The following is a 22,461-nucleotide window of genomic DNA, read 5'->3' on the forward strand; positions in this document are numbered from 1 at the left end:
CCACATGCCTTGATTTTTCGCAGCGACCGCAATGCGCTCTGGCGCTGGTGGACCTTTGCCGTCCCAAGCCATCAAGCGTCGCGCGGTATTGATTGGGTTCTCTGGGCATGGAGCTTCTCCACTGTTTGATGATCCTGCGGCGAATCGACATCGATGGCGGCCTCCGCGAAGGGCATGATCACCGCGCCGATGTTCATGCCCAACTTGGCGGACATTCGTTGCAGCGCCTGTTCCAGGGTCAGCCGACCCGACACGTAACGCAGTATTCCTGCAAGGCCCAGAGCACCGGCGATGACCCGCCGGGGATGCTTGCGATCCTGTTCGACCCGCTGCCAGAAACGGGCCAGGCGTCGGGCGTCTTCTGTCATGAAAGCGAACAGGTTGCTGCCGCAGTACGGACCGCCGCGAAGCCGAATCCCTGTGCGGCGGGTCCCGGGAAAGCGCGCGAGCACCGTGTCAAGCGGTGTCACCGCGACGACCATGTCACAGCCGCTTGCGGTCGCCTGCTGAAGAAAGTAGTCGATCATTTCCCGGCTGAGCAGCGCGTGATCCGCTGTGGTCACCAGCACGGGCTGGCCTGCGGGCTGGCGTGCCAGGCCCATCGCCGCGCTGGCGCTGGGAGAACCGGCGGGTTCCAGCCAACTGACGCCGGGCGAGTCGAGTAAATGTGCGGTCAGCGCATCGCGCGCCAGCAAATGCTTCGCGGGCCCCAGGAGTACGATGTGGCCGATCCGGTCGCTGGACGCCAGCACTTCGACCACGCGACGGACCATGGGCACCCCAGCCACAGGCACCAGTGCCTTGCAGCTCGCTCCGGCCATCGCGGCCACCGGATCGGCCGGGCCCCTGTCCGCAGCCAGGACCAGCGCAGTGAACCGTGGAGCTTCAAATGTGTTTTTCATAGATCCGGTAGCGCTTGTAGGGCAGGGCACCGATGCGTTCAAGGATCTTGCGCATGACTGCATTTGATTCAAGGATCCAGGACATTTCCAAGGCTTCGATGCCGCGCTTGATGAAGGGCGGTTTGAGCGCTTCGATCAAGAGTAGAGCGAGCGTCGGGCCTAATCGACTGAACTGATAACTCTGCTTGACGCCCATCAGCGGCACCCGTGCCGTGCGGGTACCTTTGACGCGTAGCCGCCACAGCAGCCGCAGCCAGCCAAAGGGCAACAAGCGCCCCTTGAGGGGGGCAATGGCCTCGTTGATGTTAGGCATGGCCACGATAAACGCACAGGGGTCGCCTTCGACTTCTGCGATGTACAACAGGTCTTTGGGGACCAGCAGCCTCAAGTGAGTACCCAGCTTGAAAAACTCGCTTTCGGTAAAGGGCACGAAGCCCCAGTTGTGGCGCCAGGCATCGTTAAAGATTTCTCGCAGAAAACCCATGTCTCGCCGGAACCGACGAGGGTCCAGAGGCCTGATCACCACGCGCTTTTGCTCACGCGCCATCAGCGCCGACAACACCGGGGGAAAGTGCAACTGATCGGTGCGCATCCAGTAGGCGAGCAGATCCTTGGCTTGCCCGTAGCCCTGCGCCTTGAGCCGGTGATCATAAAAGGGTTGGCCGTGTCCCATCATGGCGCTGGGGGGCGTATCGAAGCCCTCCACGAGCAGGCCGCTTTCCTGGTTGATGGTCAGGTTGAACGGACCTGTGATGCGGGTCGCGCCTCGCTGCCGCAACCAGGCCTCCGCCGCTGCGAACAGGCTGTCGAATACGGCAGGGTCGTCCACGGCTTCAAGCATCCCGAAGTGCCCCGAATCACTGCCGTGCAATTGCCGATGAAGCGTGTCGATCTGTGCGGTGATACGCCCCACAACTTCGGTACCCGACCACGCCAGCCACGCCTGCCATGTCAAATGAGACGCCGCCGGATTCTTTGACGAAAGAAGTTCGAGGCGTTCGGAATGAAGGGGTTCGACCCAGCAAGGGTCGTTACGATAAAGGGTGCCGGGAAAGCTGATAAAGGTTTTTAGATCCAGATTGTTGGTGACGGGGCGTGTAATTATCGGCAGCTGGTTAGTCTTCATCGTTTGGCCACACAAGTCGGTGGAAGTTGAATTCGTACCGCTTGAACAGTGCTTTTCGAAGTCTAGCTTAAGTATTGGATAAGGGGAGGGCACCTAGGCGACTGAGCACATTCGCTGCGTAAGCCCTTATTTCTGCTCAACTTTATAGCGGGTTACACGTTTGGGAATGAGTTGCTTTGGCTGTCACGAACTAGCCGGTCGTCGCTCTCCTTGGAAAAAATTTGCGAACACCCGGATGCCGATTAGTATTGCGTTAGGCCTTGAATTTACTGGGGTGGGATAAAACAAACGGTCGGCGGACCCGTAAATCATAGAATCACCGATTGACGGAGAAGACATAGGAGGCAATGAGGCCGCACGTATTAAGTTGGCGCAGCTGTACTGAGCGCTATTTGGCTGGTCCTGATCTGGACTTAAAAATATGGCTAATCTTTATATGTCTTCGACCCTCGCAAAACATGAACTAAATCATCGTTTGGCTGACTTCCCCACGTTGGTGGAAGCCCTCGACTATGCCGCCTTGGGCGAGACCGGCATGAATTACTACGACCGGCATTGCCACTTGAATGCGGCGGTCCAGTACGGGGCACTCAGAGATAATGCTGTCGCAACGGCCAAGCGGCTACTAGGGCTCAAGTTGAAGAAAGGCGACCGGGTCGCGCTCATTGCCGATACGGACCCAAGCTTCGTCGAGGCATTTTTTGCCTGTCAGTACGCAGGCCTGATCGCGGTGCCTCTTCTGGTGCCTTCCAACCTGGGAAGCCATCGTTCGTATGTGGAAAAATTGCGCGGGCTGCTCGCCAACTGCGCGCCGGCCGCCGTGCTGGGGCTGGAGGACTGGCTTCCCTTTGTCCGGGAGGCGCTGGGCAGTACCGCGAAAATGTTCGTCGGGACCCTTGAGCAACTGAGTACCTCGCCTGCGGTGGAGGAGCTTCCCGGCGTTTTTCCGGACGATGTCGCCTACCTGCAATACACCTCCGGGAGCACCCGTTTCCCTCGTGGCGTGATCATCACCCAGCGTGCGGTGATGGCCAACCTGCGCGGCATCGTCGTGGACGGTATCGGCGTTCGCGCGGGCGACCGATGCGTTTCCTGGCTGCCGTTTTATCACGACATGGGGCTGGTGGGTTTTGTCCTCGCACCCATGGCGGCGCAACTGTCTGTCGACTACCTGCGCACCCAGGATTTCGCCACCCGGCCTGGACAATGGCTCAAACTGATCAGCCAGAACCGGGCGACTATTTCGGTGGCTCCGCCGTTTGGCTATGACCTCTGTACCCGGCGCATCCGGGACCCGGAAAAGGCTGCACTGGATCTCTCCAGTTGGCGTGTCGCAGGGATCGGCGCGGAGCCGATTCGGGCGTCGGTCTTGAACCGCTTCGCAGATCGTTTCCTCGACTGCGGATTCGACCCGCTCGCTTTCATGCCCTGCTACGGTCTGGCGGAAAGCACACTGGCCGTCAGTTTCGCCCGTCGCGGGGCAGGGGTCCTGGTGGACCATGTCGATCGCCAGATGCTGGAGTATCAATCCATTGCGGTGGCCTGCAGCGCCGAAGATCCCGGAAGCTGCGTCTTTACAAACTGTGGCGCCCCTTTGCCGGGCCATCGCGTAGAGATCCGCAATGCGGCCGGGCTAGTCGTTTCCGAGCGGGAAATCGGGCGGATATTCGTGCAGGGCCCCAGCCTGATGTCGGGTTATTTCAAGGACCCGGTGAGCACGCCGCTGGCGTTGCACGGCGACTGGCTGGACACCGGTGACCTGGGCTATCTGTCCCAAGGCGAAATCCATATCACGGGCCGGCGCAAGGATTTGCTGATTGTCCGAGGCCGGAATATCTGGCCGCAGGATATTGAATTCCTGGTGGAGTCCGAGCCGGAATTGAGGCCGGGTGATGCCATCGTGTTTGTCGTTCCGAGCGATGACGAGCCGCAGGTCGTGGTCCAGGTTCAATGCCGCATCCGTGAGCAGGAGCATCGCGAACACCTGATCCATACCCTGGTGGCGAAGATCACCAGCGAGTTCGGGCTCACTGCCAACGTGCACCTTGTGCCGCCTCACTCTCTGCCACGCACGTCATCGGGCAAGCCTTCCCGTGCCGAAGCCCTTGAGCGATTCGTGGCCCAGGACAAGGCCGATTCTTCTTATCTGGCCTTGGGGGGGGCGTGAGCGCTCGCGTTGTTTCGCTCACCGGCGCGACCGGCTTCATCGGCAGCGTCTTGCGTCAACAGCTTGCCGCCTGCGGGGTGGAACTGCGTGCCTTGGGTCGCGACAAAAGCGGAACGGCCGCGGATGGAACCCAATGGATCAGGGGCACACTTGAAGACGAGCAGGCCCTCGTCAAGCTTACTCATGGCGCGCACGTGGTCATTCATTGCGCGGGAAGGGTCAGGGGCCGGGACGCCCGGGACTTTGACTCGGTGAACGTGCAGGGGAGCAAGCGCTTGATGGACGCGGCACGGCTCAGCGGCAGTTGCGAGCGTTTTCTGTTGATGTCTTCACTGGCCGCGCGACACCCGACGTTGTCCTGGTACGCCGCCTCAAAATCCGAAGGCGAACGGCAAGTAACCGCCGCGGCGGGGGCGGTCGCCGTCAGTATTTTCCGGCCTACCGCCGTGTATGGGCCGGGTGACCGGGAGTTGCGTCCCTTGTTCGATTGGCTCCTGCGCGGGTGGCTGGTGACCCTCGGCCCCGGTCATTCACTGCTCAGCTTTCTCCATGTGTACGATCTGGTCGAGGCCGTCATGCAGTGGCTGGATGCCCCTGCCATGCACGCGCAGACCTTTGAATTGTGCGACGGTCGGCCACAGGGCTACAGCTGGGCAAGCCTGGCCGGCATCGCTTCTGATGTACGCCACGGACCGGTACGGCAAGCGACCGTTCCGGCCGCATTATTGAAGGGGCTCGCACGGGCGAACCTGGCGCTGTCTCATTTCACTCGGCGCGCGCCCATGCTGACCCCCGGTAAAGTCAACGAACTGATGCATCCCGACTGGACCTGCAGCAATGCCCGCATCAGTGCGGCGCTAGGCTGGGAACCGCGGATTTTGCTGCGCCAGGCCTTGCAGGATCGCCTGTTCTAAGCGGACTACAAACCACCGAACTCAAGGAGAATCCACAATGATCTCGCAAGAGGCGATACTCGAGAGGGTGATGCAGTTCATCGGACAACTTGTGCCTTCCGAGACGCCATTAGGTCCCAATACTGACCTTCTTCAGGACCTCGGGTTGGATTCGGTGAAGATGATGGACTTGGTGATGGAACTGGAAGACGAGTTCGACATTTCGATCCCTATTAATATCCTGATGGATGTGCGGACCCCTGAGCACTTGGCCGACACAATTGTTACCCTGATGGAGAAACAAAAATATGGGGCTCTTTGACAAGTTCGGTAAGTTGGCAGCCGAGCGCGCCAGTCTCGGGGTCTCGCAACTCCTGCCATTCGGTACTCGTATCGATGAAATGTATTCGCCGACCGAGGGCTGTATTCAGGGCAGGAAGGTAATTCTTGCCGGTACCAATAATTACCTCGGGCTGACCTTCGACCCCACGAGTATCAAGGCGGCGCAGCGCTCTCTGGAGCTCGAAGGAACCGGCACCACTGGCTCGCGCATGGCCAACGGCAGCTACGCCGGGCACATGGCGCTGGAGGCGGAACTGGCCGACTTTCTCGGCCGACCTTCGGTGATCGTGTTCTCGACGGGCTATGTCGCCAACCTGGGCGTCATCGGCACGCTGGCCGGGCCGAGCGAAGTGGTGCTGCTCGACGCCGATTGCCACGCAAGCATTTACGACGCCTGCAAGCTGGGCGGCGCAGAAATTATCCGCTTTCGCCATAACGATGCCGCTGACCTTGAACGCCGCATGGTGCGCCTCGGCGACCGCGCTCGAGAAGCCATCATCCTGGTGGAAGGCATCTACAGCATGATGGGGGACCAGGCGCCGCTCAGGGAAATCGTCGACATCAAGCGTCGGCTCGGCGGCTATCTGCTGGTTGACGAAGCCCATTCCTTTGGCGTCCTGGGGGCTAATGGCCGTGGGCTTGCCGAAGCGTTGGGCGTGGAATCGGAAGTGGACATCGTGTTGGGCACGTTCAGCAAGAGCCTGGGCGCCTTGGGAGGATTCGCCGCATGTCACGACCCGCAAATGGATGTGCTGCGCTACGCCAGCAGGCCGTATATTTTCACCGCTTCGCCGTCTCCCTCGGCGATTGCCTCGGTAAGGTCGGCGTTGGCGGCCATCCGGGCTCGCCCCGAACTGCGGCGCCAGTTGTGGTCGAACGCGCAACGGCTTTATCAGGGGTTGGCAGGGGCTGGCTACCGGGTCGGGCCACAAGCCAGCCCGATTACTCCGGTGATGCTGCAGTCGCCTCAGGAGGGCCTGGCCATGTGGCAAGCGCTGATCGGCAAGGGCGTCTATGTCAATCTGGTCCTTCCGCCGGCGACTCCCGGCGCAGTCACGCTGGTGCGTTGCAGCGTCAGCGCCGCCCATAGCCTTGAACAGATAGACCATATCATCGAGGCCTTCGCTTCATTGCGCGGGCCGATGGGCATCGCTGCTGCAGGCGCTTGATCGTTGTCTAGGATAACGGGGAGCGACTCTTTACCCATTGCATAGCGAACGACATTCATGGGGATTATTTTTGCCTTTGGCCGCTCTTATCCGGGCCGTACCGTTTTGATGCTGCTGAGTCTTCTGTTGGCGGGGCTGGTTGAGAGCATCAGCTTGACCACCATGCTTCCGCTGATATCGGTGATGCTTGAAGACCAGCCCCATTCGCGGCTGGCGACCCATGTCTTCGAGATTATGGTCTCGATCGGCCTGCAGCCAACCATTCCAACCATGCTGGTGGTCATTGTCGTGGGCCTGACACTCAGCAACCTGTTGATATTGCTAGGTAATCGGCAGGTCGGCTATACCGTCGCGCACGTGGCAACCGACCTGCGCGTGGACCTGATCAAAGCGTTGCTGGGGAGCCGCTGGGAGTATTACCTGCGCCAACCCGCCGGAGCGCTGGCCAACGCAGTCGCCACCGAAGCCTATCGTGCTTCCACCGCGTATGAGCATGCCGCCAATATGCTCGCGCTGGGTATTCAGGCAGTCGCGTATGCCGCCATCGCGCTCGTCGTCTCCTGGCAGGCCGCGATCATTTCGCTGCTGGTCGGCTTTGCACTGCTGTCGGTCTTGCGGGGCCTGGTAAAGGCATCGCGGCGCGCCGGCAAAAGCCAGACCAGGCTGATGCGCGAACTGCTGGTCCAACTGACGGATACGCTCGGCTCGGTGAAACCGCTGAAAGCCATGGCCCGTGAAGACATCGCCGATTCATTGCTGCGCCATCACGCCGGTGAGCTCAACACGGCAATGGAGCGCGAAGTCATGAGCCGGGAAACGTTGCGGGCGTTGCAGGAACCCATGCTGGCGGTCCTGGCCGCAGCGGGTCTCTACATGGGGTATGTACTCGGTGGACTGCCGCTGTCTTCGGTGATGGTGCTGATTTTCGTGGTCGTGCGCATGCTGGGATTGCTGCACAAGGCCCAGCAACGCTATCACCGGATGGCCGCGCAAGAGAGCGCCTACTGGGCCATCAACGAGTCGATCGACTGCGCCATTGCCGATGCCGAGCCCGTCGGCGGGACCCGCGCTCCCACCTTGAAGCGGCAGATCGTTTTCGACAATATCCAGTTTGGCTACGGCGACCGGCAGGTTCTGAAAAACGTATCGATGCGCTTCCCGGTGGGCTCTTTTACCAGCCTGATCGGGCCTTCGGGCTCCGGCAAGACCACCGTCCTCGACCTTCTTTGTTCGCTGCTCATTCCGCAGTCCGGACGCATCTGGGTAGATGACATCGAAATCCAGGACCTGGACAGGCGAAAGTGGCGACGCTTGATCGGTTATGTCACTCAGGAAACCTTACTGCTGCACGACAGCATCCTGGCGAACGTGACATTGGGAGACAAGGCCCTGACGGCCGCCGATGCGGAGCGCGCGCTGCGTCAAGCCGGGGCCTGGCAATTTGTGCAAGAGAGTCCCGACGGGTTGCACGCCATCGTCGGTGAACGCGGTGCCAAGCTGTCCGGCGGGCAACGGCAGCGTATCGTCATCGCCCGTGCGCTGGCTCATCGTCCAAGGCTGCTGATCCTCGACGAAGCCACCAGCGCGCTCGATCCGGAATCGGAGGCCGCCATCTGCCAGGCGCTGAAAAGCCTGACACCTGAAATCACCATCATCGCGGTGTCCCATCGCCCAGCCATGATCCGCATTGCAGACCAGATTCTTGAACTGCGCGATGGCAAGGTATCAGCGGTACAACACGCGCTTCGGTCCTGACGGCATCCGTTCGATGCAACGAATGTCACTTCAGGGCCTCATATGAAAACGAACGGTGCTGTCGGTGAAACTTCAGATGCGATTGCCGTGATCGATTATTTCATGACCGGAGGTGACTGTTTTCATGACGGCGGCTGAGAAAAACCATGTGGACTGGCTGGTCGAGCAATCGATGCTTCATGCTGCAAGACAACGGGCCAAGCTCTATTCGGGGCAGGGGCGATTGTGGCAACAGCCTTACGCGCATACCCGACCTCGTGACGCTTCGGCGCTGGCGTCGGTGTGGTTCACCGCCTATCCGGCGTCCATTGTCACCCGCGAAAATGGCACGGTGCTGGAGGCCCTGGGGGATGAAACCTTATGGCACGCGCTGTCCAGAATCGGTATCCAGGGGATTCACAACGGTCCGCTGAAACGGTCTGGCGGTCTTTCCGGCACCCAGCACACGCCGACGATTGACGGCAACTTTGACCGCATCAGTTTCGACATCGATCCACAGTTGGGCACCGAGGCACAGCTTCAAGCGCTGGCTCGCATGGCCGCCGCGCACAACGCGGTCATCATCGATGATGTGATCCCGTCGCACACCGGCAAAGGCGCCGACTTTCGCCTGGCCGAAATGGCGTATGAAGACTATCCGGGGCTCTACCACATGGTGGAAATCCGCGAAGAGGACTGGCCGCTGCTGCCCGACATTGACGAGGGGCGCGATGCGCAGAACCTCAGCCCGCAGCAGGTAGATGTTCTGCGCGACAAGCATTACATCGTCGGCCAGTTGCAGCGGGTTATTTTCTTCGAGCCCGGGGTCAAGGAAACCGACTGGAGCGCCACGCCGATTGTGCTGGGTGTCGATGGCAAGCCGCGACGCTGGGTTTACCTGCATTATTTCAAGGAAGGGCAACCCTCGCTGAACTGGCTGGACCCGACCTTCGCCGCGCAGCAGATGATCATCGGCGATGCCTTGCACGCCATCGACGTCATGGGCGCAAAAATCCTCCGGCTGGACGCCAACGGTTTTCTCGGCGTAGAACGCAAGCTCGACGGCACCGCCTGGTCGGAAAGCCATCCGCTATCGATCACCGGTAACCAGTTGCTGGCCGGCGCGATTCGCAAGGCCGGCGGTTTCAGTTTTCAGGAACTGAACCTGACCGTTGATGACATCGCCGCCATGTCCCACGGCGGGGCCGATCTCTCGTATGACTTCATCACCCGACCCGCTTACCAGCATGCCTTGTTGATGGGCGACACCGAATTCCTGCGGCTGATGCTGCGCCAGATGCATAACCTCGGCATCGATCCGGGCTCGCTGATCCACGCCTTGCAGAACCATGACGAACTGACCCTGGAACTGGTGCATTTCTGGACGCTGCACGCCCATGACACGTTCCTCTATCAGGGGCAGACGTTCCCGGGGAACATCTTGCGCGAGCACATTCGCGAGCAGATGTATGAACGCCTGGCCGGCGAGCACGCGCCTTATAACCTGAAATTTGTCACCAACGGCGTGTCCTGCACCACCGCCAGCATCATCACGGCGGCGCTGGGCATTCGTGATCTTGAGGCAATTACCCCGGCGGATATCCAGCAGATACGCCAGGTCCATTTGCTGTTGGTGATGTACAACGCGATGCAGCCTGGCGTGTTCGCGTTATCGGGTTGGGACCTGGTGGGCGCACTGCCGTTGCCGGCAGAGCAGGTCGCGCATTTGATGCTCGACGGCGATACGCGCTGGATTCATCGCGGGGCCTATGATCTGGTTGACCTCAACCCTGCGGCGGAGCTTTCCGAGGGGCAGATGCCGCGCCCGAAAACGCTGTACGGCAGCCTGCCCAGCCAGTTAAAAGACCCCGACTCGTTTGCCTCGCAGCTGAAGAAAATCCTTGCCGCGCGGCGTTCCTACGACATCGCCGCCAGCCGCCAGATCCTGGTGCCGGATGTGCAGAATCCGGGGCTGCTGATCATGGTGCACGAACTGCCGGCCGGCAAAGGCACGCAAATCACCGCGCTGAACTTCGGTTCGACACCCATCACCGAAACGCTGCACTTGCCCAACATTGCGCCGGGCCCGGTGGTCGACATCATCAATGAGCGGGTCGAAGGTGATCTCACGCCGGAAGGCGAGTTCACCATCACGCTGGATGCGTTTGAGGGGTTGGCGCTGCGGGTGGTCAGCAGCTCGCCGTTGATCTAGGGCTGCGTTGGAGGTTTCGAGGTGGTTAAGTGCTTAACCACCTCGACGGTATTTCAAACTCGGTTCATCACGGTTGGGTAACCTGCGTCGCGCCGTTGCAGGTCGGCAGCGGTGGTTTTTCGGGCGTGATGCGTTTAGGTGCGCGCATCAGCAGCGGGCCAAACAGGGCCAGCAAGCCGAGCATGATCAACGGGAAAAACATCAGCTTGCTCAAGCCGAAATTGCTGACGATCACAGTGATGGCGGCGGGACCCACAAGCATCCCGGAGAAGCCGATGCAGTTGACGATGCCGATGTTGCGACCTGCATGTTTCGGGTCCCTGCGCCCCGCGGCGGAGATCATCAGGGGCGCGATGCAGGACAGGCCAAGGCCGAACAGCGCGAAGCCGACAATGCCGGTCACTGCGGTGCCCCCGACGAGGGTGACGACCATGCCGAGGACGCACAGCGTCCCGCATCCGAAAACCACTTTCGCATTGCCAAACGCCGCCGCCAGGCGGTCACCGAAGAGCCGTCCGACGAAGGCCGCGCCGACAAAGATGGACACTGCCATGCCGGCCATCGAGGTCGACGTCGAGAACTCACGGCGAATGTATTCCTGACCCCAATCGGCAATCGCATTTTCCCCCATCATGCTGCCCAGCAGCAGGGCGCCCAGGGCAATCATGACCAGCAGCGTTTTGGCCGACGGACCTTTGCCGACTTCATCAAGCGACTGCGCGCCGGTTTGCCAGTCGCTGGACGACAGCTGCGGCACATCATGTTTGCCCAGCAGCCATCGGCTGAAAAAGCAGCCGACGATAAACAGCGCTAAGCCCAGCACGGTGTAGGGCACTTGCACACTGTCGGTGTAGAAGCCGGTCAGCCAGCTGCACACCATCCCCAACAAAAAACCGCCCAGTGAATAGAACGCGTGGAAGCCAGACATGATCGAGCGCTGATAGAAGCGTTCGACCTGGACGCCATGGGCATTCAACGCGGTGTCCATCGCCCCGCGCAGGAGCCCGAGCACGACGCCGAAGCACAAGGCGAACCAGAAACCGCTGACGAACCCCAGCGGAATGATGGACAGGGGATAGGCGAGCGCGCACACCGTAATGACTGGTTTTGCACCGAAGTTGTCCAGCAAGCGGCCCACCCACAGCGCACCTGCCGCAGAACCCACACCGACCCCGAGCGCGATCAGGCCGAAGTTCGCGTCCCCCGACTCACCGGTAAAGCCCAGTTGCGCTCTAAAGACGCTCACGCCCGTCGACCAGATGTACATCATGGCGCCGATCATCATGAAACCCAGGAAAGTCGCGATCCGCGCCTTGCGAATACGGGTGGGTATCGGTGTTCGTTGAAGGTTGTTCATCACGCTGCATCGTCCCTTTTGTTGTTGTGGGGTGTTCGTGCAATTGAGGTATAGCCAGCAAAGAGTTATACGTATAACTCCAGTAAAAATAACATCGGTAGCGGACAGGCTGTCAACAGATTTGTGAATCATGCCCAGATAGGGAGGTGTTTTCTCCAATACTGTGCACGCCGCAGTCGCCCTGCTTTGCGAAGAGGCATTGGCCTAACAGATTATTTTAGGTTATACGTATAACTTTCATGCTCCGAGCACCGAGGTCTCTGTGTCGTCTCAAGAATTGGTATTGCCCTGCGCCACCCCGGATATGACGGCTTATCGGCTGACGTTCCTCCTGTCAGGCCTGTGCATGGGCGCATGGGCGCCGCTGGTTCCTTATGCTCGCAGTCGGGCCGGGGTCGACGATGGGGCGTTAGGCCTGCTGTTGCTTTGCCTCGGCCTGGGCTCATTGGTGATGATGCCGCTCGCCGGCATCCTCAACGCCAGGAAGGGTTGCCGCTTCACCATGCACATCGGCATCGCGCTGGTATTGCTGACACTGCCGCTGCTGGCGACCACTCATTCATTCGCCGGTTTGATGTTCGCCCTGACCGTGTTCGGCGCAGGCTGTGGCGCGGTGGACGTGACGATGAACGTTCAGGGCGTGATGGTTGAACGCGCCACCGGCCGGTCGCTGATGTCCGGTTTCCACGGTTTGTTCAGCCTCGGGACGATTGTCAGTGCCGCCGGTATCACGGCACTGCTGTGGCTCGGCGCTACACCATTGCTGGCGAGCAGTGCCGTCATGGCGGCATTGGTCGCCTTTGTCCTGACAGCCGGGCGTCAGATGCTGGGGCGTAGCGGTGATGACGGCAGTCCGATATTTGTCCGCCCGACCCGCAAGGTTTTGCTGCTGGGCGTGCTTTGCCTGTTCGCCTTTCTCGCTGAAGGCGCGATTCTCGACTGGAGTGCCGTGTTCCTCACGGAGGTGCGCGGGGTTGAACATTCCATTGCCGGACTGGGGTACGCAACGTTCGCGGTGATGATGGCCCTGGGGCGACTGAACGGTGACCGGATTCTGCTGAAACTGGGCTCGCGCGTGGTGCTCGTCGGCGGTGGCCTGGTGGTGATGCTGGGCTTTTTGATGGTCGTGCTGGCAACGGACTGGCTGCTGAACCTGCTGGGCTTCGCGGTGATTGGCGCCGGATTGGCGAACATTGCCCCGGTGTATCTATCGCTGGCCGGTGCGCAACGGACGATGCCCGGCGAGTTGGCCATCGCTGCGGCCACCAGTCTCGGTTACCTCGGTATCCTGATGGGGCCGGCCGTGATCGGCTTCGTCGCTCACTCGACGAGCCTGTCTGCGGCGTTACTCGCTGTTGCCTCGTTAATGATTGCAGTCATGCTCAGTGCGACTCGACTGGTTCCGAAGGTTTCCCGTCAACGGTTACACTGAGTGCATGTTTTTTCACGACCTCGCATGAGGTTTTCAAGAAGATCGGGAAGCAAGCGATGGCATCCGTTTCAATGAAAGATGTAGCACTGGCGGCGGGTGTGTCTCAGCCGGCGGTGTCCTACGCCTACAATCGCCCCTCCAAACTGTCGCAAGCCCAGCGTGAGCATATCCTCGAGGTCGCGGCCTCCCTGGGCTATCCGGGGCCCAACGTGCTGGGGCGAAGCCTTCGTTCGGGCAAGATCGGGGCGATCGGGCTGATGATGATGGACAAATTGTCCCTGGCGTTCGCCGACCCTTGCACCATTGCCTTGTTGCGCGGGATCAGTGAAGTGGGCGAGCTGGAAAACGTTGCGCTGACGTTGTTCCCGCTCAATAACAACCGGCTTGTCGGGCGTGCCCAGGCAGAGAATCACGGCAGCCTTGCCCTGCGCGGGCTGGTGGATGGCCTGATTATCTCGACCCTGCCGGACAATCACCCGGCTGTATTGGCGGTGGTCAAACAGAACATTCCGTTCGTGGTAATCGACTCGCCTCTGGTGGAAGACTCTTTCTTTGTCGGGATCGATGACCGAGGCGCCGCCCGAACCCAGATGCAACATCTGCTGGATCTGGGGCATCGCAAGATCGGCATCATCATTGACCGTCTCAATCCCGACGGCTATCGCGGGCCGATTGATCAGTTGCGTTTCAAAAGTGCCAGTGAGCGCATTGTCAGGGAGCGACTCACCGGTTATGTGGAAGCGGCGAGCGCGGCCGGCCTGGCCTTCGAGGACCTGAGTATTATCGAGGCCGGCGGGCTGGATTCAACCTCCGGGCAAGCGGCCGCGTTTACGCTGTTGACCTCCAATGAGGTCACGGCGGTGGTGGCGTGCTCGGACGTCATGGCGATCGCGTGCATGAAAACCGCACACGCGCTCAATCGCAACGTGCCGCAAACCCTTTCGGTGATTGGCTTTGATGATATTCCCGAGGCGGTTCAGCTTGGCTTGACCACCATTGGCCAGCCGATGGTGGAGAAGGGCGTGTACGCCGCACGGCTGCTGACCGAGCAACTGAATGCACCGGCCGGCACCCGTCTCGAACCTGAGCAGAAAATTTTTGCGACGAAACTGATTGTGCGGACTTCGACGCAGAACCTGCCGCCCACCGATGTTGGAGCAGCTGCACGATAGAGCAAAAGATCGCAGCCTCGTTTCACTCGACAGCTCCTACAGAGGAACGCCTTCGTACCCTGTAGGAGCTGTCGAGTGAAACGAGGCTGCGATCTGTTGTCCCTCAACCCGCCAAGCGCTTGAAACTCGCTGCCACCCGCAAGGCATTGGCGGCGATGGTGAGTGCCGGATTGACGGCCGCCGAAGACGGGAAGAATGAACTGTCGACCACCCAGACGTTATCCAGGTCATGCAGCTTGCAATTCACATCCAGCACGCTTGAAGCGGGGTCCTTGCCCATGACGGCGGTGCCGCACTGGTGCGAGTTGGTGGCGATCCCCATGCGGGCCTTGAGGATCACCGGATAACCCGCCTCGCGCATGACTTTACTGGTCTTGTTCACCAGGCCTTCATGGGCTTTGAGGTTGTTCGGTGTCCAGTGGACTTTGATCGCGCCGCGTTGCTTGTCGTACGTGACCCGGTTCTCCTGTGTCGGCAAATCCTCCGAGGTCAGGTACAAGTCGACGCTGTGGTCGGTGATGTACCGCGATGCGAATTTTGGTAGCCAAGGGCGCATGGCGCTGATCATCGGTTCGCGGATTTTGCCGAGCATCTGCACGTTGCCCAGAGGAAACGAATTCTGCGGGCTGGCGCTGTACCAATCGTTGATGGCCAGGGTCTTCTGGAAGATCACCTTGTTCTTGCGTCGTGGGTCCACCGCCAGCATGAAGGTGCTGTTGTGAACCATGTAGTTGCGACCCAGTTGCCCCGAGCGATTGCCAAGGCCTTCAGGGTGCTGGTCGTTGGCTGACTTGAACAACAGGGCTGCGCTGTTCACCGCCCCGCACGCCAGAACGAAACGTTTGGCCCGAAGCGTCACGTCTCGGCCATTGATAACGCCTTTGGCCTCGGTCACTGTCCGGCCGTCCGGGCTGGTGTTCAGTTGCGTGATGGTGGTGCGGGTCAGCAGCCTGACGGCTCCAGTGCGCATGGCGGGCCGGAGGGCCGAGACTTCAGCGTCAGCCTTGGCATCGACGAGGCAGGGATAGCCATCGCAGGTTGAGCACAATACGCAGCCACCCCCGTCGCCATAATCCACGGCAGCCGGCATCACGAAGGGTTTGAGCCCCGAGCGGCGCATGCTGTGCTCCAGCGGGACCAAGGCCGGGTCGTGTTTGAGCGCCGGTTGCGGAAAAGGTCCCGAGCGCCAAGGCTCGCTGGGGTCGCTGCCCGCCAGGCCATGAACCCGATAGAGCTTTTCAGCTTCGGCGTACCAGGGTTCCAGGTCGGCGTAACTGATCGGCCATGCCGGGGACACACCTTCGGCATGCTGGATTTCGCCAAAATCCTCTTCGCGAAACCGTGGGAGCATGGCGCCGTAGAATTTCGTGTTGCCGCCGACGTAATAAAACACGCCGGGGGAAAACGGTTGATTGGATTGATCCAGCCACTGCTCGGCATTCCGGTAGCGGCCTTCGGCGAACACCGATTCGGCGCTCCAGTTCTGTATCTCACGGGGCAGAAAGTCACCGCGCTCGACGATCACAATGTCCAGCCCGCTGTCGCGCAGCGCATGGGCAAAGGTCGACCCTCCCATGCCCGAGCCGATAATCACTACATCACAGTTGATATTGCCATCTGCATCAGGTGTCACCACGTCGAGGGCGCGCGGTTCACGCGGCGCCCCCGGTTGTGGATTCAGCTCTGCATGATGCGAAATCAATGCATCACTCATGTGAGCCGCTCCAGTGCTTATAGGTGCTGTTCGGAGTTGCGGATTTCCCAGTACTCGTCCTGACGTTCATCAGTGATGTACTCAGGAATCGGGAAGTCCCACCAGCCCGGTACCCAAGGGCCTGCGGCGTCGCGATCCGTCGGGATTTCGATCAGCACCGGCGCGTTCAGCTCCAGCGCTTCCTGCAGGATTGGCTCGAGGTCTTCAGGGCGCTCCACGCGATAGGATTTCAGGCCGAACGCTTCGCCGACCGCTTTGAAGTCCGGGCTGTAGGGCGTGCCGTCCGGGTGGTTGAACTCGGTGCCGATATGGCGACTGGTTTGCTTGCGCTGGCCACCGCGAATCGACATGTACCCGGCGTTGTTCTGGATCATGAACACAACCGGAATGTTGTTGGTTACGCAAATCGCAATTTCCTGGGAGGTCATCAGGAAGTCACCATCGCCCAGAATGCACACCACCGGTTGGTTCGGCGCGGCCAACTTGGCACCGATCGCGGCAGGAACCGCCCAGCCCATGGACGAGAATCCGCCAGACGTCAGGTGGGTACGCGGGGTGTAGACCGGGAAGGTCTGCTTGACCGCGCCCTGGGTGTTGCCGGACCCGACCACCACGATGGTGTCACGTGGGAATACTTTGCGCAGCGCACCCAGCGGACGTTGAGAGGTGAACGGGAAGCGATCGGAGTCACGACGACCGGCCAGTTTGGTTTCCCATTCGTCCTGATAGCCGCGCAGGTCGTTCAGGTACGCTTCACGATCGACGGTCTGGCCTTTGAGGCTTTCGACGATGGCCGCGAGGGCGTACTTGGCGTCGGCACAGATGCCCACGGTGACCGGATAGTTCTTGCCGATTTCGTGCGGATCGATGTCGATGTGGATCAGCTTCGAGGGCGGAATCGCAAAGGTCACGCCCTTGGCATAACTGGACGATGACCAGTCGGTGAAGCGACAGCCCACGGCGATGATCACATCGGCAGTGGAGGCCACCTTGTTGCCGCACATTGTACCGGTCTGGCCGACGCTGCCAGCGAACAGTTCGTGGTCCTCGGGGAAACCACTTTTACCGTTCCAGGTGGTGACCACCGGGATTTTCCAGGCTTCGGCCAAGGCCAGGATCTCGGCATGTGCTTCACCGGTTATCACACCGCCACCGATGACCAGCACCGGGCGTTTGCAGTCCTTCAACTCTTCGACCGCGCGCGCCGTGGCGGCCGGGTCCGGGAAGCACTTGCCGATCGGGGTGCGTTCTTCCAGGGCGTGCAGGGTGACTTCAGCCGCCTCGGCCTGTACATCCATCGGGATTTCAAGATGAACCGGACCCGGGCGCCCGGTGACCATCGCGCTCCAGGCCCGGTGCATCATGAACGGCAGTTCTTCGACGCGCGTCGCGACCCAATGACGCTTGGTCACCGCTTCGGCGATTTTCGGGAAGTCGTTGTCGGTGTAGCGTTCCAGCTCTTGCAGCAAACCGTGGCCGCGCATGTGCGTGGGCGGCCCGCCGGTGATCAGCATCAGGCTGGTGGAGTCGGTGAAGGCGGTGGCCATGCCGATCACGGTGTTGGCGGCACCGGCGCCGATGGAGGTGACGGCCGCCATCGGTTTGCCGGAAACCCGGTAGTAACCATCCGCGAGGTGAACCGCGCTCTGTTCGTGGAAGACCTGGATGAACTTGAGCTTCGAGTCTTCTTCCAGGAAGGCATCGGTGAGTGTCCAGATACCGTGGCCAGGAATACCGGCGACGTATTCGACGCCATAGTTTTTCAGGGTTTGAGCCACGATCTGGCTGCCGGTCAATTTAGTCATGACAGGACTCCTTGGGTTGATGAAACGGAGGTGGAAGCGTCGGATTGCCCGGAATGTGTGGCGCGCCCGCGGGTCGCCCAGTTCAGGCCCTGCTTGGTCAGGCGGCGGATGTTCGGATCGGCGAGGTTGCTGGTGTCATGCCCGATCGAGTGATAGAAGACCCGGCCCAGGCCCCATTGACGAACCCAGGCGACCGGGCTGCGATGGCCCTTGATCCAGGGAAACGGGTTGCCGTCGAAGGTGGTTTCGGCGAGCACATGGATGTTCGGGTCCACCTGCATGTAGTACTGCTCGGAGCGAACCTCGAAATCCTCGACGCCCTGAGTGACCTCATGGGTGTGATCGATGACGTTGACTTGATAGGGATGGGGAAAGCCTTCGCCCATCGGGTGTTCGAGAAACGATCCGCCCAGCACCCAGTGATACTTGAGGCTTGCACGGAACGCTGCGCCCGCACCGTGCCAACCCACCAGCCCGGTGCCGCTTTCGATAGCTTCGAGCAGGCGGTTTTCCTGAGAGGCGGTCAGCGTCTCCGTGGTGACGGCGTTGTTCCAGCCGATCACGATCAAGTCGTAACCGGTCAAGTCCCTGTCCAGGGTGAAGATGTCGGTCGACTCTTCGACCTCGAAATCCAGCTCCTGGAAAACGGTCCGAGCCCATGCAGCAATTTCATACGGGTAATGGCCGGGCCAGCCACCGAATAAATACAAGACTCGACTCACGGTTGGTCACCTCTTCAAGTTGGGTGTGATTATTAGGTTATACGTATAACCGCTTATTTAAGCTATCACTCCGAATCGCTAAGTCAATGGCTATGTAAATATTTTCCTGTGAGGGCGCTTGTAACCGGCGATTTAGGCGGGTTAGGCCAATGTGGCATTGAGTTTTGCGCACACGTGTAATGCGCCTGCAATCCAGCCGAACCGGTTTTAATAAGAAAAGGTTATACGAATAACGTTAGTTGTCGCGCGAGTGCTTCAACACTGCGTCTGTGCTGCGTCAGATTGCGTCATCAATAAAGAGCCTGCGAAATTGCCGGGGGCAGGGGGGTAAGAAAAGATGGTCGCCAATGCTGAGGGCATGTCGCGTGCCCTCAAGAACCACCTGGAGTCCATTGATGATTCGTTATCTGAAGAAAAGTAAACCTGTCGAAGCTCAAGCGGAGATTGCTTCCCAAGTCCGCGATACGGTTGAGCAAATCATCGCTAACGTCGCCAGGAATGGTGACGCCGCCGTTCGCGAATACTCGAAGAAATTTGATCGCTGGGAGCCGGTGTCTTTCCGCCTGAGCGATGAAGAAATCGCCGCCTGTGTCGCCAGTCTTTCCGAGCAGGAAATCGCCGATATCACCTTCGCCCAGGCTCAAGTACGCCGGTTTGCCGAAGTGCAAAAAGCCTCCATGCACGATGTGGAAGTCGAGACATTGCCCGGCGTAATCCTTGGCCACCGCAATATTCCCGTGAACTCGGTGGGTTGCTACATTCCTGGCGGCAAGTACCCGTTGCTGGCATCGGCGCACATGAGCGTGCTGACCGCCAAAGTCGCGGGTGTGAAACGCGTGGTTGCGGCGGCTCCACCCTTTGATGGCAAACCTCACCCCGCCATCGTGACCGCGATGTACCTGGCCGGTGCCGACGAGATTTATTGCGTTGGCGGGGTGCAGGCGATTGCCGCATTCGCGCTGGGCACCGAGGCCTTCACGCCGGTCGACATGATCGTCGGGCCTGGCAATGCCTATGTGGCCGAAGCCAAGCGACAGCTGTTTGGCAAGATCGGTATCGACTTGATCGCCGGCCCGACCGAAACCCTAGTGATTGCCGACGACAGCTCCGATGTCGAAATCATTGCCGCCGACCTGCTGGGCCAGGCCGAGCATGGCGTCAATTCCCCTGCCGTCTTCCTGACCGACAGCCCTGAGCTGGCCGAAACCCTGCCGGCCGAAATCGAGCGCCAATTGGCCATTCTGTCGACCGCCCCCGTCGCTTCAGTCGCCTGGCGTGATTATGGCGAAATCATCCTGTGTGACACCGTGGATGAGCTGGTCCAGGAAGCCGATCGGATCGCCTCCGAGCACGTGCAAGTCATGACCCGCGACCCGCTGTATTTCCTCGAACACATGACCAACTACGGTGCGCTGTTCCTCGGTCAGCGCACCAACGTCTCCTACGGTGACAAGGTCATCGGCACCAACCACACCTTGCCCACGACGGGAACCGCGCGTTACACCGGCGGCCTGTGGGTCGGCAAGTTCATCAAAACCTGCACCTATCAACGTGTCCTGACGGACGAGGCCTCTGTCCTGGTCGGCGAATACTGCTCGCGTTTGTGCGGGATGGAAGGTTTTGCCGGGCACAAGGAACAGGCGGATATCCGCATTCGTCGGTACAAGAAGCCCGCTTGAGGGCGACGGGTCGGTTGCTGCATTTGGCAAACGGGTAGCGGGAAAAAGGGTCGTTTCTCGCTGCTGCCGGTCACTCTTACCGTCTTGCCAAGTGTGTTCAGGCTCCCCATTCGGGAGCCTTTTTTTTGAACGTGTTCCAGGCTGAGTTCTCGGTACGGATCAGCCAATCCTTGAACGCCCTTGCGAACCGGCAACAACGGTTGATGAATAACTTCAAGGTGCAAAACCTGTAGGAGCTGTCGAGTGCAACGAGGCTGCGATCTTTTGAAGCAAGATCAACAGATCGCAGCCTCGTTGCACTCGACAGCTCCTACGAAGGGATTGCAGTTTCAGGTCAATATGCGCGCTGGATATGGTCCGCTGCTTTCTCGCCGATCATGATCGCCAGCGCGTTGGTGTTGCTGGAACACAAGCTCGGTGCGATCGAGTTGTCGGCGATACGCAGGCCTTCGATCCCGTGCACCCGCAACGCGTTGTCCACCACGGCCATCACGTCCGAGCCCATTTTGCAGGTGCCTACCGGGTGCAGCGCAGCGTGCGCCTGTTGACGCACGAACTTCAGATAGTCGGCGCGACTGCGCAATGGCTCGGCGGGGACGTGCTCACGCAGGATATGCCCGGCCATCGCGCTCTGGGACATGATGTGCCGACCGAACTCGGTCGCTTGCACCATGCACTCGACATCGAACGGGTCGGTCAGGTAGTTGGGTGCAATAGTCGGAAAGTCCATCGGGTCGGCACTGCGAAGTTGCACGGCACCCGTCGAGCGCGGGCGGGTCTGGCACACGTTCAAGGTGCAGCCGTTGCCACCAGGGACGGAACCGACCCCGGCTTCCACGCCGGCACCGGCCATGAAGCAGTACTGGGCGTCCGCACGGTTCTCGGCCACGGACGTCCGCCAGAACGCGCCGCCTTCGACCACGTTGGAAGTCACCGGTCCTTCGCGAAACAACGCGTACTGCAACCCGGCAGCGAGTTTCCAGTGCGGTTTCTTGTACTTGTCGTAGCTCAATGGGCGACGCAGTTCGTTGATCAGTGATACTTCGATGTGATCCTGCAGGTTCTGACCAACCCCGGGCAGGTCATGCAGCACTTCGACGCCTTTCTCGCGCAGGTGATCGGCGGCACCGATGCCAGACAGCATCAGCAGTTTCGGCGTATTGATCGTACCGGCGCTGACGATGATTTCACGCTCGCTCCTGAGTACCCGACGCTGGTTTTTTTCGAGGTATTCCACGCCCGTTGCACGGCCATTTTCGACCAGGATTCGCAAGACCCGGCAATCGGTTTTAACCGTCAGGTTCGCTCGTTTACGCGCAGGCTTGAGGTAGGCGACCGAGGTGCTCGATCGCAGACCGTTTCGGGCGTTGATCTGATACAGCCCGCAGCCATCCTGCACCCCGGAATTGAAGTCGGGGTTATACGCCAGGCCGGCTTGTTGGCAGGCTTGCAACCAGAACTTGGTCAGCGGATGGGTATAACGTTGATCGCTGACGCCCAGCGGACCTTCAGTGCCGTGCGCGTCGTTGCTGAATCGATCGTTGACCTCGCACTTCTTGAAGAAGGGCAGCACGTCCTTGTAGGCCCATCCCTCAGCACCACCCGCCGCCCAGCCGTCGTAATCGGCCGGTTGCCCGCGCAGGTAAACCATGGCGTTGACCGAACTGCCGCCGCCAAGTACCCGCGCTTGCACCATGCTCGGGTTGGCCGCGCCGATGTAGTCCGCTGGCGGCTCCCAGGGGTAACGTTCGACCAGGTCGCCCTGGCTGGTCTTGTAGAAACCGACCGGGAGATGGATAAACGGGTGGGTGTCTCTGGGCCCTTCTTCGAGAAGCACCACTGAAGCCTGCGCATTTTCACTGAGACGTGCCGCAATGACGCACCCGGCTGACCCGCCTCCGACCACGATATAGTCGACCACTGTTGTCTACCGCCCTGATCAAAAAAAAGTCTCACGGATAACGCGACACCGGTAGGAGCCAGCTGGCTGGCGATGGACTCAAGTGCGCCGCGTTGACCCAGACAGCACGCGTTA

General features: G+C 60.2%; 16 protein-coding genes. 9 read left to right on the forward strand and 7 right to left on the reverse strand.

Features of this window, described 5'->3' with window-relative positions:
- Positions 1 to 71: 71 nt before the first annotated feature.
- Both ACIPL2_RS18785 and ACIPL2_RS18790 read right to left on the reverse strand, forming a co-directional pair.
- Positions 72 to 902 carry a nucleotidyltransferase family protein gene (locus ACIPL2_RS18785; protein ID WP_401358490.1) on the reverse strand — a complete coding sequence of 277 codons (831 nt, stop codon included), beginning with the start codon at positions 900 to 902 and terminating at the stop codon, positions 72 to 74.
- Positions 886 to 2,028, reverse strand: coding sequence for an N-acetyltransferase (locus ACIPL2_RS18790; protein ID WP_401358491.1), 1,143 nt, complete (start codon positions 2,026 to 2,028; stop codon positions 886 to 888). Before ACIPL2_RS18790 ends, ACIPL2_RS18785 begins: the two co-directional genes overlap by 17 nt.
- Before the next feature lie 421 nt (positions 2,029 to 2,449).
- On the opposite strand from ACIPL2_RS18790, the gene ACIPL2_RS18795 reads away from it, so the two are divergent.
- The 6 genes from ACIPL2_RS18795 (at position 2,450) to treS (ending at position 10,545) form a co-directional block, all read left to right on the forward strand.
- Positions 2,450 to 4,195 carry a fatty acyl-AMP ligase gene (locus ACIPL2_RS18795; protein ID WP_401358492.1) on the forward strand — a complete coding sequence of 582 codons (1,746 nt, stop codon included), beginning with the start codon at positions 2,450 to 2,452 and terminating at the stop codon, positions 4,193 to 4,195.
- A complete protein-coding gene (locus ACIPL2_RS18800; protein ID WP_401358493.1) occupies positions 4,192 to 5,109 on the forward strand; it encodes an NAD-dependent epimerase/dehydratase family protein in 918 nt (305 codons plus the stop codon). The genes ACIPL2_RS18795 and ACIPL2_RS18800 overlap by 4 nt, the downstream gene beginning before the upstream one ends.
- 37 nt (positions 5,110 to 5,146) lie before the next feature.
- The gene (locus tag ACIPL2_RS18805; RefSeq protein WP_401358495.1) at positions 5,147 to 5,410 is read left to right on the forward strand and encodes an acyl carrier protein; all 264 of its coding nucleotides are present in this window, start codon (positions 5,147 to 5,149) and stop codon (positions 5,408 to 5,410) included.
- Positions 5,397 to 6,599, forward strand: a complete 1,203-nt coding sequence (spt, locus tag ACIPL2_RS18810; protein WP_401358496.1) for a serine palmitoyltransferase — start codon at positions 5,397 to 5,399, stop codon at positions 6,597 to 6,599. The genes ACIPL2_RS18805 and spt overlap by 14 nt, the downstream gene beginning before the upstream one ends.
- A gap of 57 nt (positions 6,600 to 6,656) precedes the next feature.
- Positions 6,657 to 8,354, forward strand: a complete 1,698-nt coding sequence (locus ACIPL2_RS18815; RefSeq protein WP_401358498.1) for an ABC transporter ATP-binding protein — start codon at positions 6,657 to 6,659, stop codon at positions 8,352 to 8,354.
- Between the two features lie 124 nt (positions 8,355 to 8,478).
- Positions 8,479 to 10,545 (forward strand): maltose alpha-D-glucosyltransferase, encoded by a 2,067-nt coding sequence (treS, locus tag ACIPL2_RS18820; protein WP_401358500.1) that lies wholly within the window; start codon positions 8,479 to 8,481, stop codon positions 10,543 to 10,545.
- A 67-nt stretch (positions 10,546 to 10,612) separates the two neighbouring features.
- Here treS and ACIPL2_RS18825 read toward each other — a convergent pair whose 3' ends face one another.
- Entirely contained in the window at positions 10,613 to 11,902 is a 1,290-nt protein-coding gene (locus ACIPL2_RS18825; RefSeq protein ID WP_401358501.1) for an MFS transporter, read from the reverse strand.
- Between the two features lie 304 nt (positions 11,903 to 12,206).
- Here ACIPL2_RS18825 and ACIPL2_RS18830 point away from each other — a divergent pair, with 304 nt between their 5' ends.
- Positions 12,207 to 13,334 (forward strand): MFS transporter, encoded by a 1,128-nt coding sequence (locus ACIPL2_RS18830; RefSeq protein WP_401358641.1) that lies wholly within the window; start codon positions 12,207 to 12,209, stop codon positions 13,332 to 13,334.
- Positions 13,335 to 13,390: 56 nt separating this feature from the next.
- Positions 13,391 to 14,506, forward strand: a complete 1,116-nt coding sequence (locus ACIPL2_RS18835; protein ID WP_401358502.1) for a LacI family DNA-binding transcriptional regulator — start codon at positions 13,391 to 13,393, stop codon at positions 14,504 to 14,506.
- Positions 14,507 to 14,609: 103 nt separating this feature from the next.
- Here ACIPL2_RS18835 and ACIPL2_RS18840 read toward each other — a convergent pair whose 3' ends face one another.
- Genes ACIPL2_RS18840 through ACIPL2_RS18850 form a run of 3 tightly spaced genes read right to left on the reverse strand, consistent with a single transcriptional unit; the run spans position 14,610 to position 18,747 of the window.
- The gene (locus ACIPL2_RS18840) at positions 14,610 to 16,220 is read right to left on the reverse strand and encodes a GMC oxidoreductase (protein WP_401358504.1); all 1,611 of its coding nucleotides are present in this window, start codon (positions 16,218 to 16,220) and stop codon (positions 14,610 to 14,612) included.
- Positions 16,221 to 16,237: 17 nt separating this feature from the next.
- Complete coding sequence (locus tag ACIPL2_RS18845; protein WP_401358505.1) at positions 16,238 to 18,025, reverse strand: thiamine pyrophosphate-binding protein; 1,788 nt, start codon at positions 18,023 to 18,025, stop codon at positions 16,238 to 16,240.
- Positions 18,022 to 18,747 carry a ThuA domain-containing protein gene (locus tag ACIPL2_RS18850; RefSeq protein WP_401358507.1) on the reverse strand — a complete coding sequence of 242 codons (726 nt, stop codon included), beginning with the start codon at positions 18,745 to 18,747 and terminating at the stop codon, positions 18,022 to 18,024. The genes ACIPL2_RS18845 and ACIPL2_RS18850 overlap by 4 nt, the downstream gene beginning before the upstream one ends.
- 395 nt (positions 18,748 to 19,142) lie before the next feature.
- Here ACIPL2_RS18850 and hisD point away from each other — a divergent pair, with 395 nt between their 5' ends.
- Complete coding sequence (gene hisD, locus ACIPL2_RS18855; RefSeq protein WP_401358509.1) at positions 19,143 to 20,426, forward strand: histidinol dehydrogenase; 1,284 nt, start codon at positions 19,143 to 19,145, stop codon at positions 20,424 to 20,426.
- Positions 20,427 to 20,760: 334 nt separating this feature from the next.
- On the opposite strand, the gene ACIPL2_RS18860 is transcribed toward hisD, so the two are convergent.
- Positions 20,761 to 22,347, reverse strand: a complete 1,587-nt coding sequence (locus ACIPL2_RS18860) for a GMC family oxidoreductase (protein ID WP_401358510.1) — start codon at positions 22,345 to 22,347, stop codon at positions 20,761 to 20,763.
- Positions 22,348 to 22,461: the final 114 nt, after the last annotated feature.

The sequence above is a fragment of the Pseudomonas sp. NPDC086251 genome (genome assembly GCF_044746405.1).
Classification (GTDB): Bacteria; Pseudomonadota; Gammaproteobacteria; order Pseudomonadales; family Pseudomonadaceae; genus Aquipseudomonas.

Coding starts and splice junctions, on each gene's coding strand:
- ACIPL2_RS18840 (WP_401358504.1), bottom strand. CDS start 16,220: ATGAGTGATGCATTGATTTCGCATCATGCAGAGCTGAATCCACAACCG.
- ACIPL2_RS18815 (WP_401358498.1), top strand. CDS start 6,657: ATGGGGATTATTTTTGCCTTTGGCCGCTCTTATCCGGGCCGTACCGTT.
- ACIPL2_RS18785 (WP_401358490.1), bottom strand. CDS start 902: ATGAAAAACACATTTGAAGCTCCACGGTTCACTGCGCTGGTCCTGGCT.
- spt (WP_401358496.1), top strand. CDS start 5,397: ATGGGGCTCTTTGACAAGTTCGGTAAGTTGGCAGCCGAGCGCGCCAGT.
- ACIPL2_RS18790 (WP_401358491.1), bottom strand. CDS start 2,028: ATGAAGACTAACCAGCTGCCGATAATTACACGCCCCGTCACCAACAAT.
- ACIPL2_RS18805 (WP_401358495.1), top strand. CDS start 5,147: ATGATCTCGCAAGAGGCGATACTCGAGAGGGTGATGCAGTTCATCGGA.
- ACIPL2_RS18825 (WP_401358501.1), bottom strand. CDS start 11,902: ATGAACAACCTTCAACGAACACCGATACCCACCCGTATTCGCAAGGCG.
- treS (WP_401358500.1), top strand. CDS start 8,479: ATGACGGCGGCTGAGAAAAACCATGTGGACTGGCTGGTCGAGCAATCG.
- ACIPL2_RS18845 (WP_401358505.1), bottom strand. CDS start 18,025: ATGACTAAATTGACCGGCAGCCAGATCGTGGCTCAAACCCTGAAAAAC.
- ACIPL2_RS18835 (WP_401358502.1), top strand. CDS start 13,391: ATGGCATCCGTTTCAATGAAAGATGTAGCACTGGCGGCGGGTGTGTCT.
- ACIPL2_RS18830 (WP_401358641.1), top strand. CDS start 12,207: ATGACGGCTTATCGGCTGACGTTCCTCCTGTCAGGCCTGTGCATGGGC.
- ACIPL2_RS18795 (WP_401358492.1), top strand. CDS start 2,450: ATGGCTAATCTTTATATGTCTTCGACCCTCGCAAAACATGAACTAAAT.
- hisD (WP_401358509.1), top strand. CDS start 19,143: ATGATTCGTTATCTGAAGAAAAGTAAACCTGTCGAAGCTCAAGCGGAG.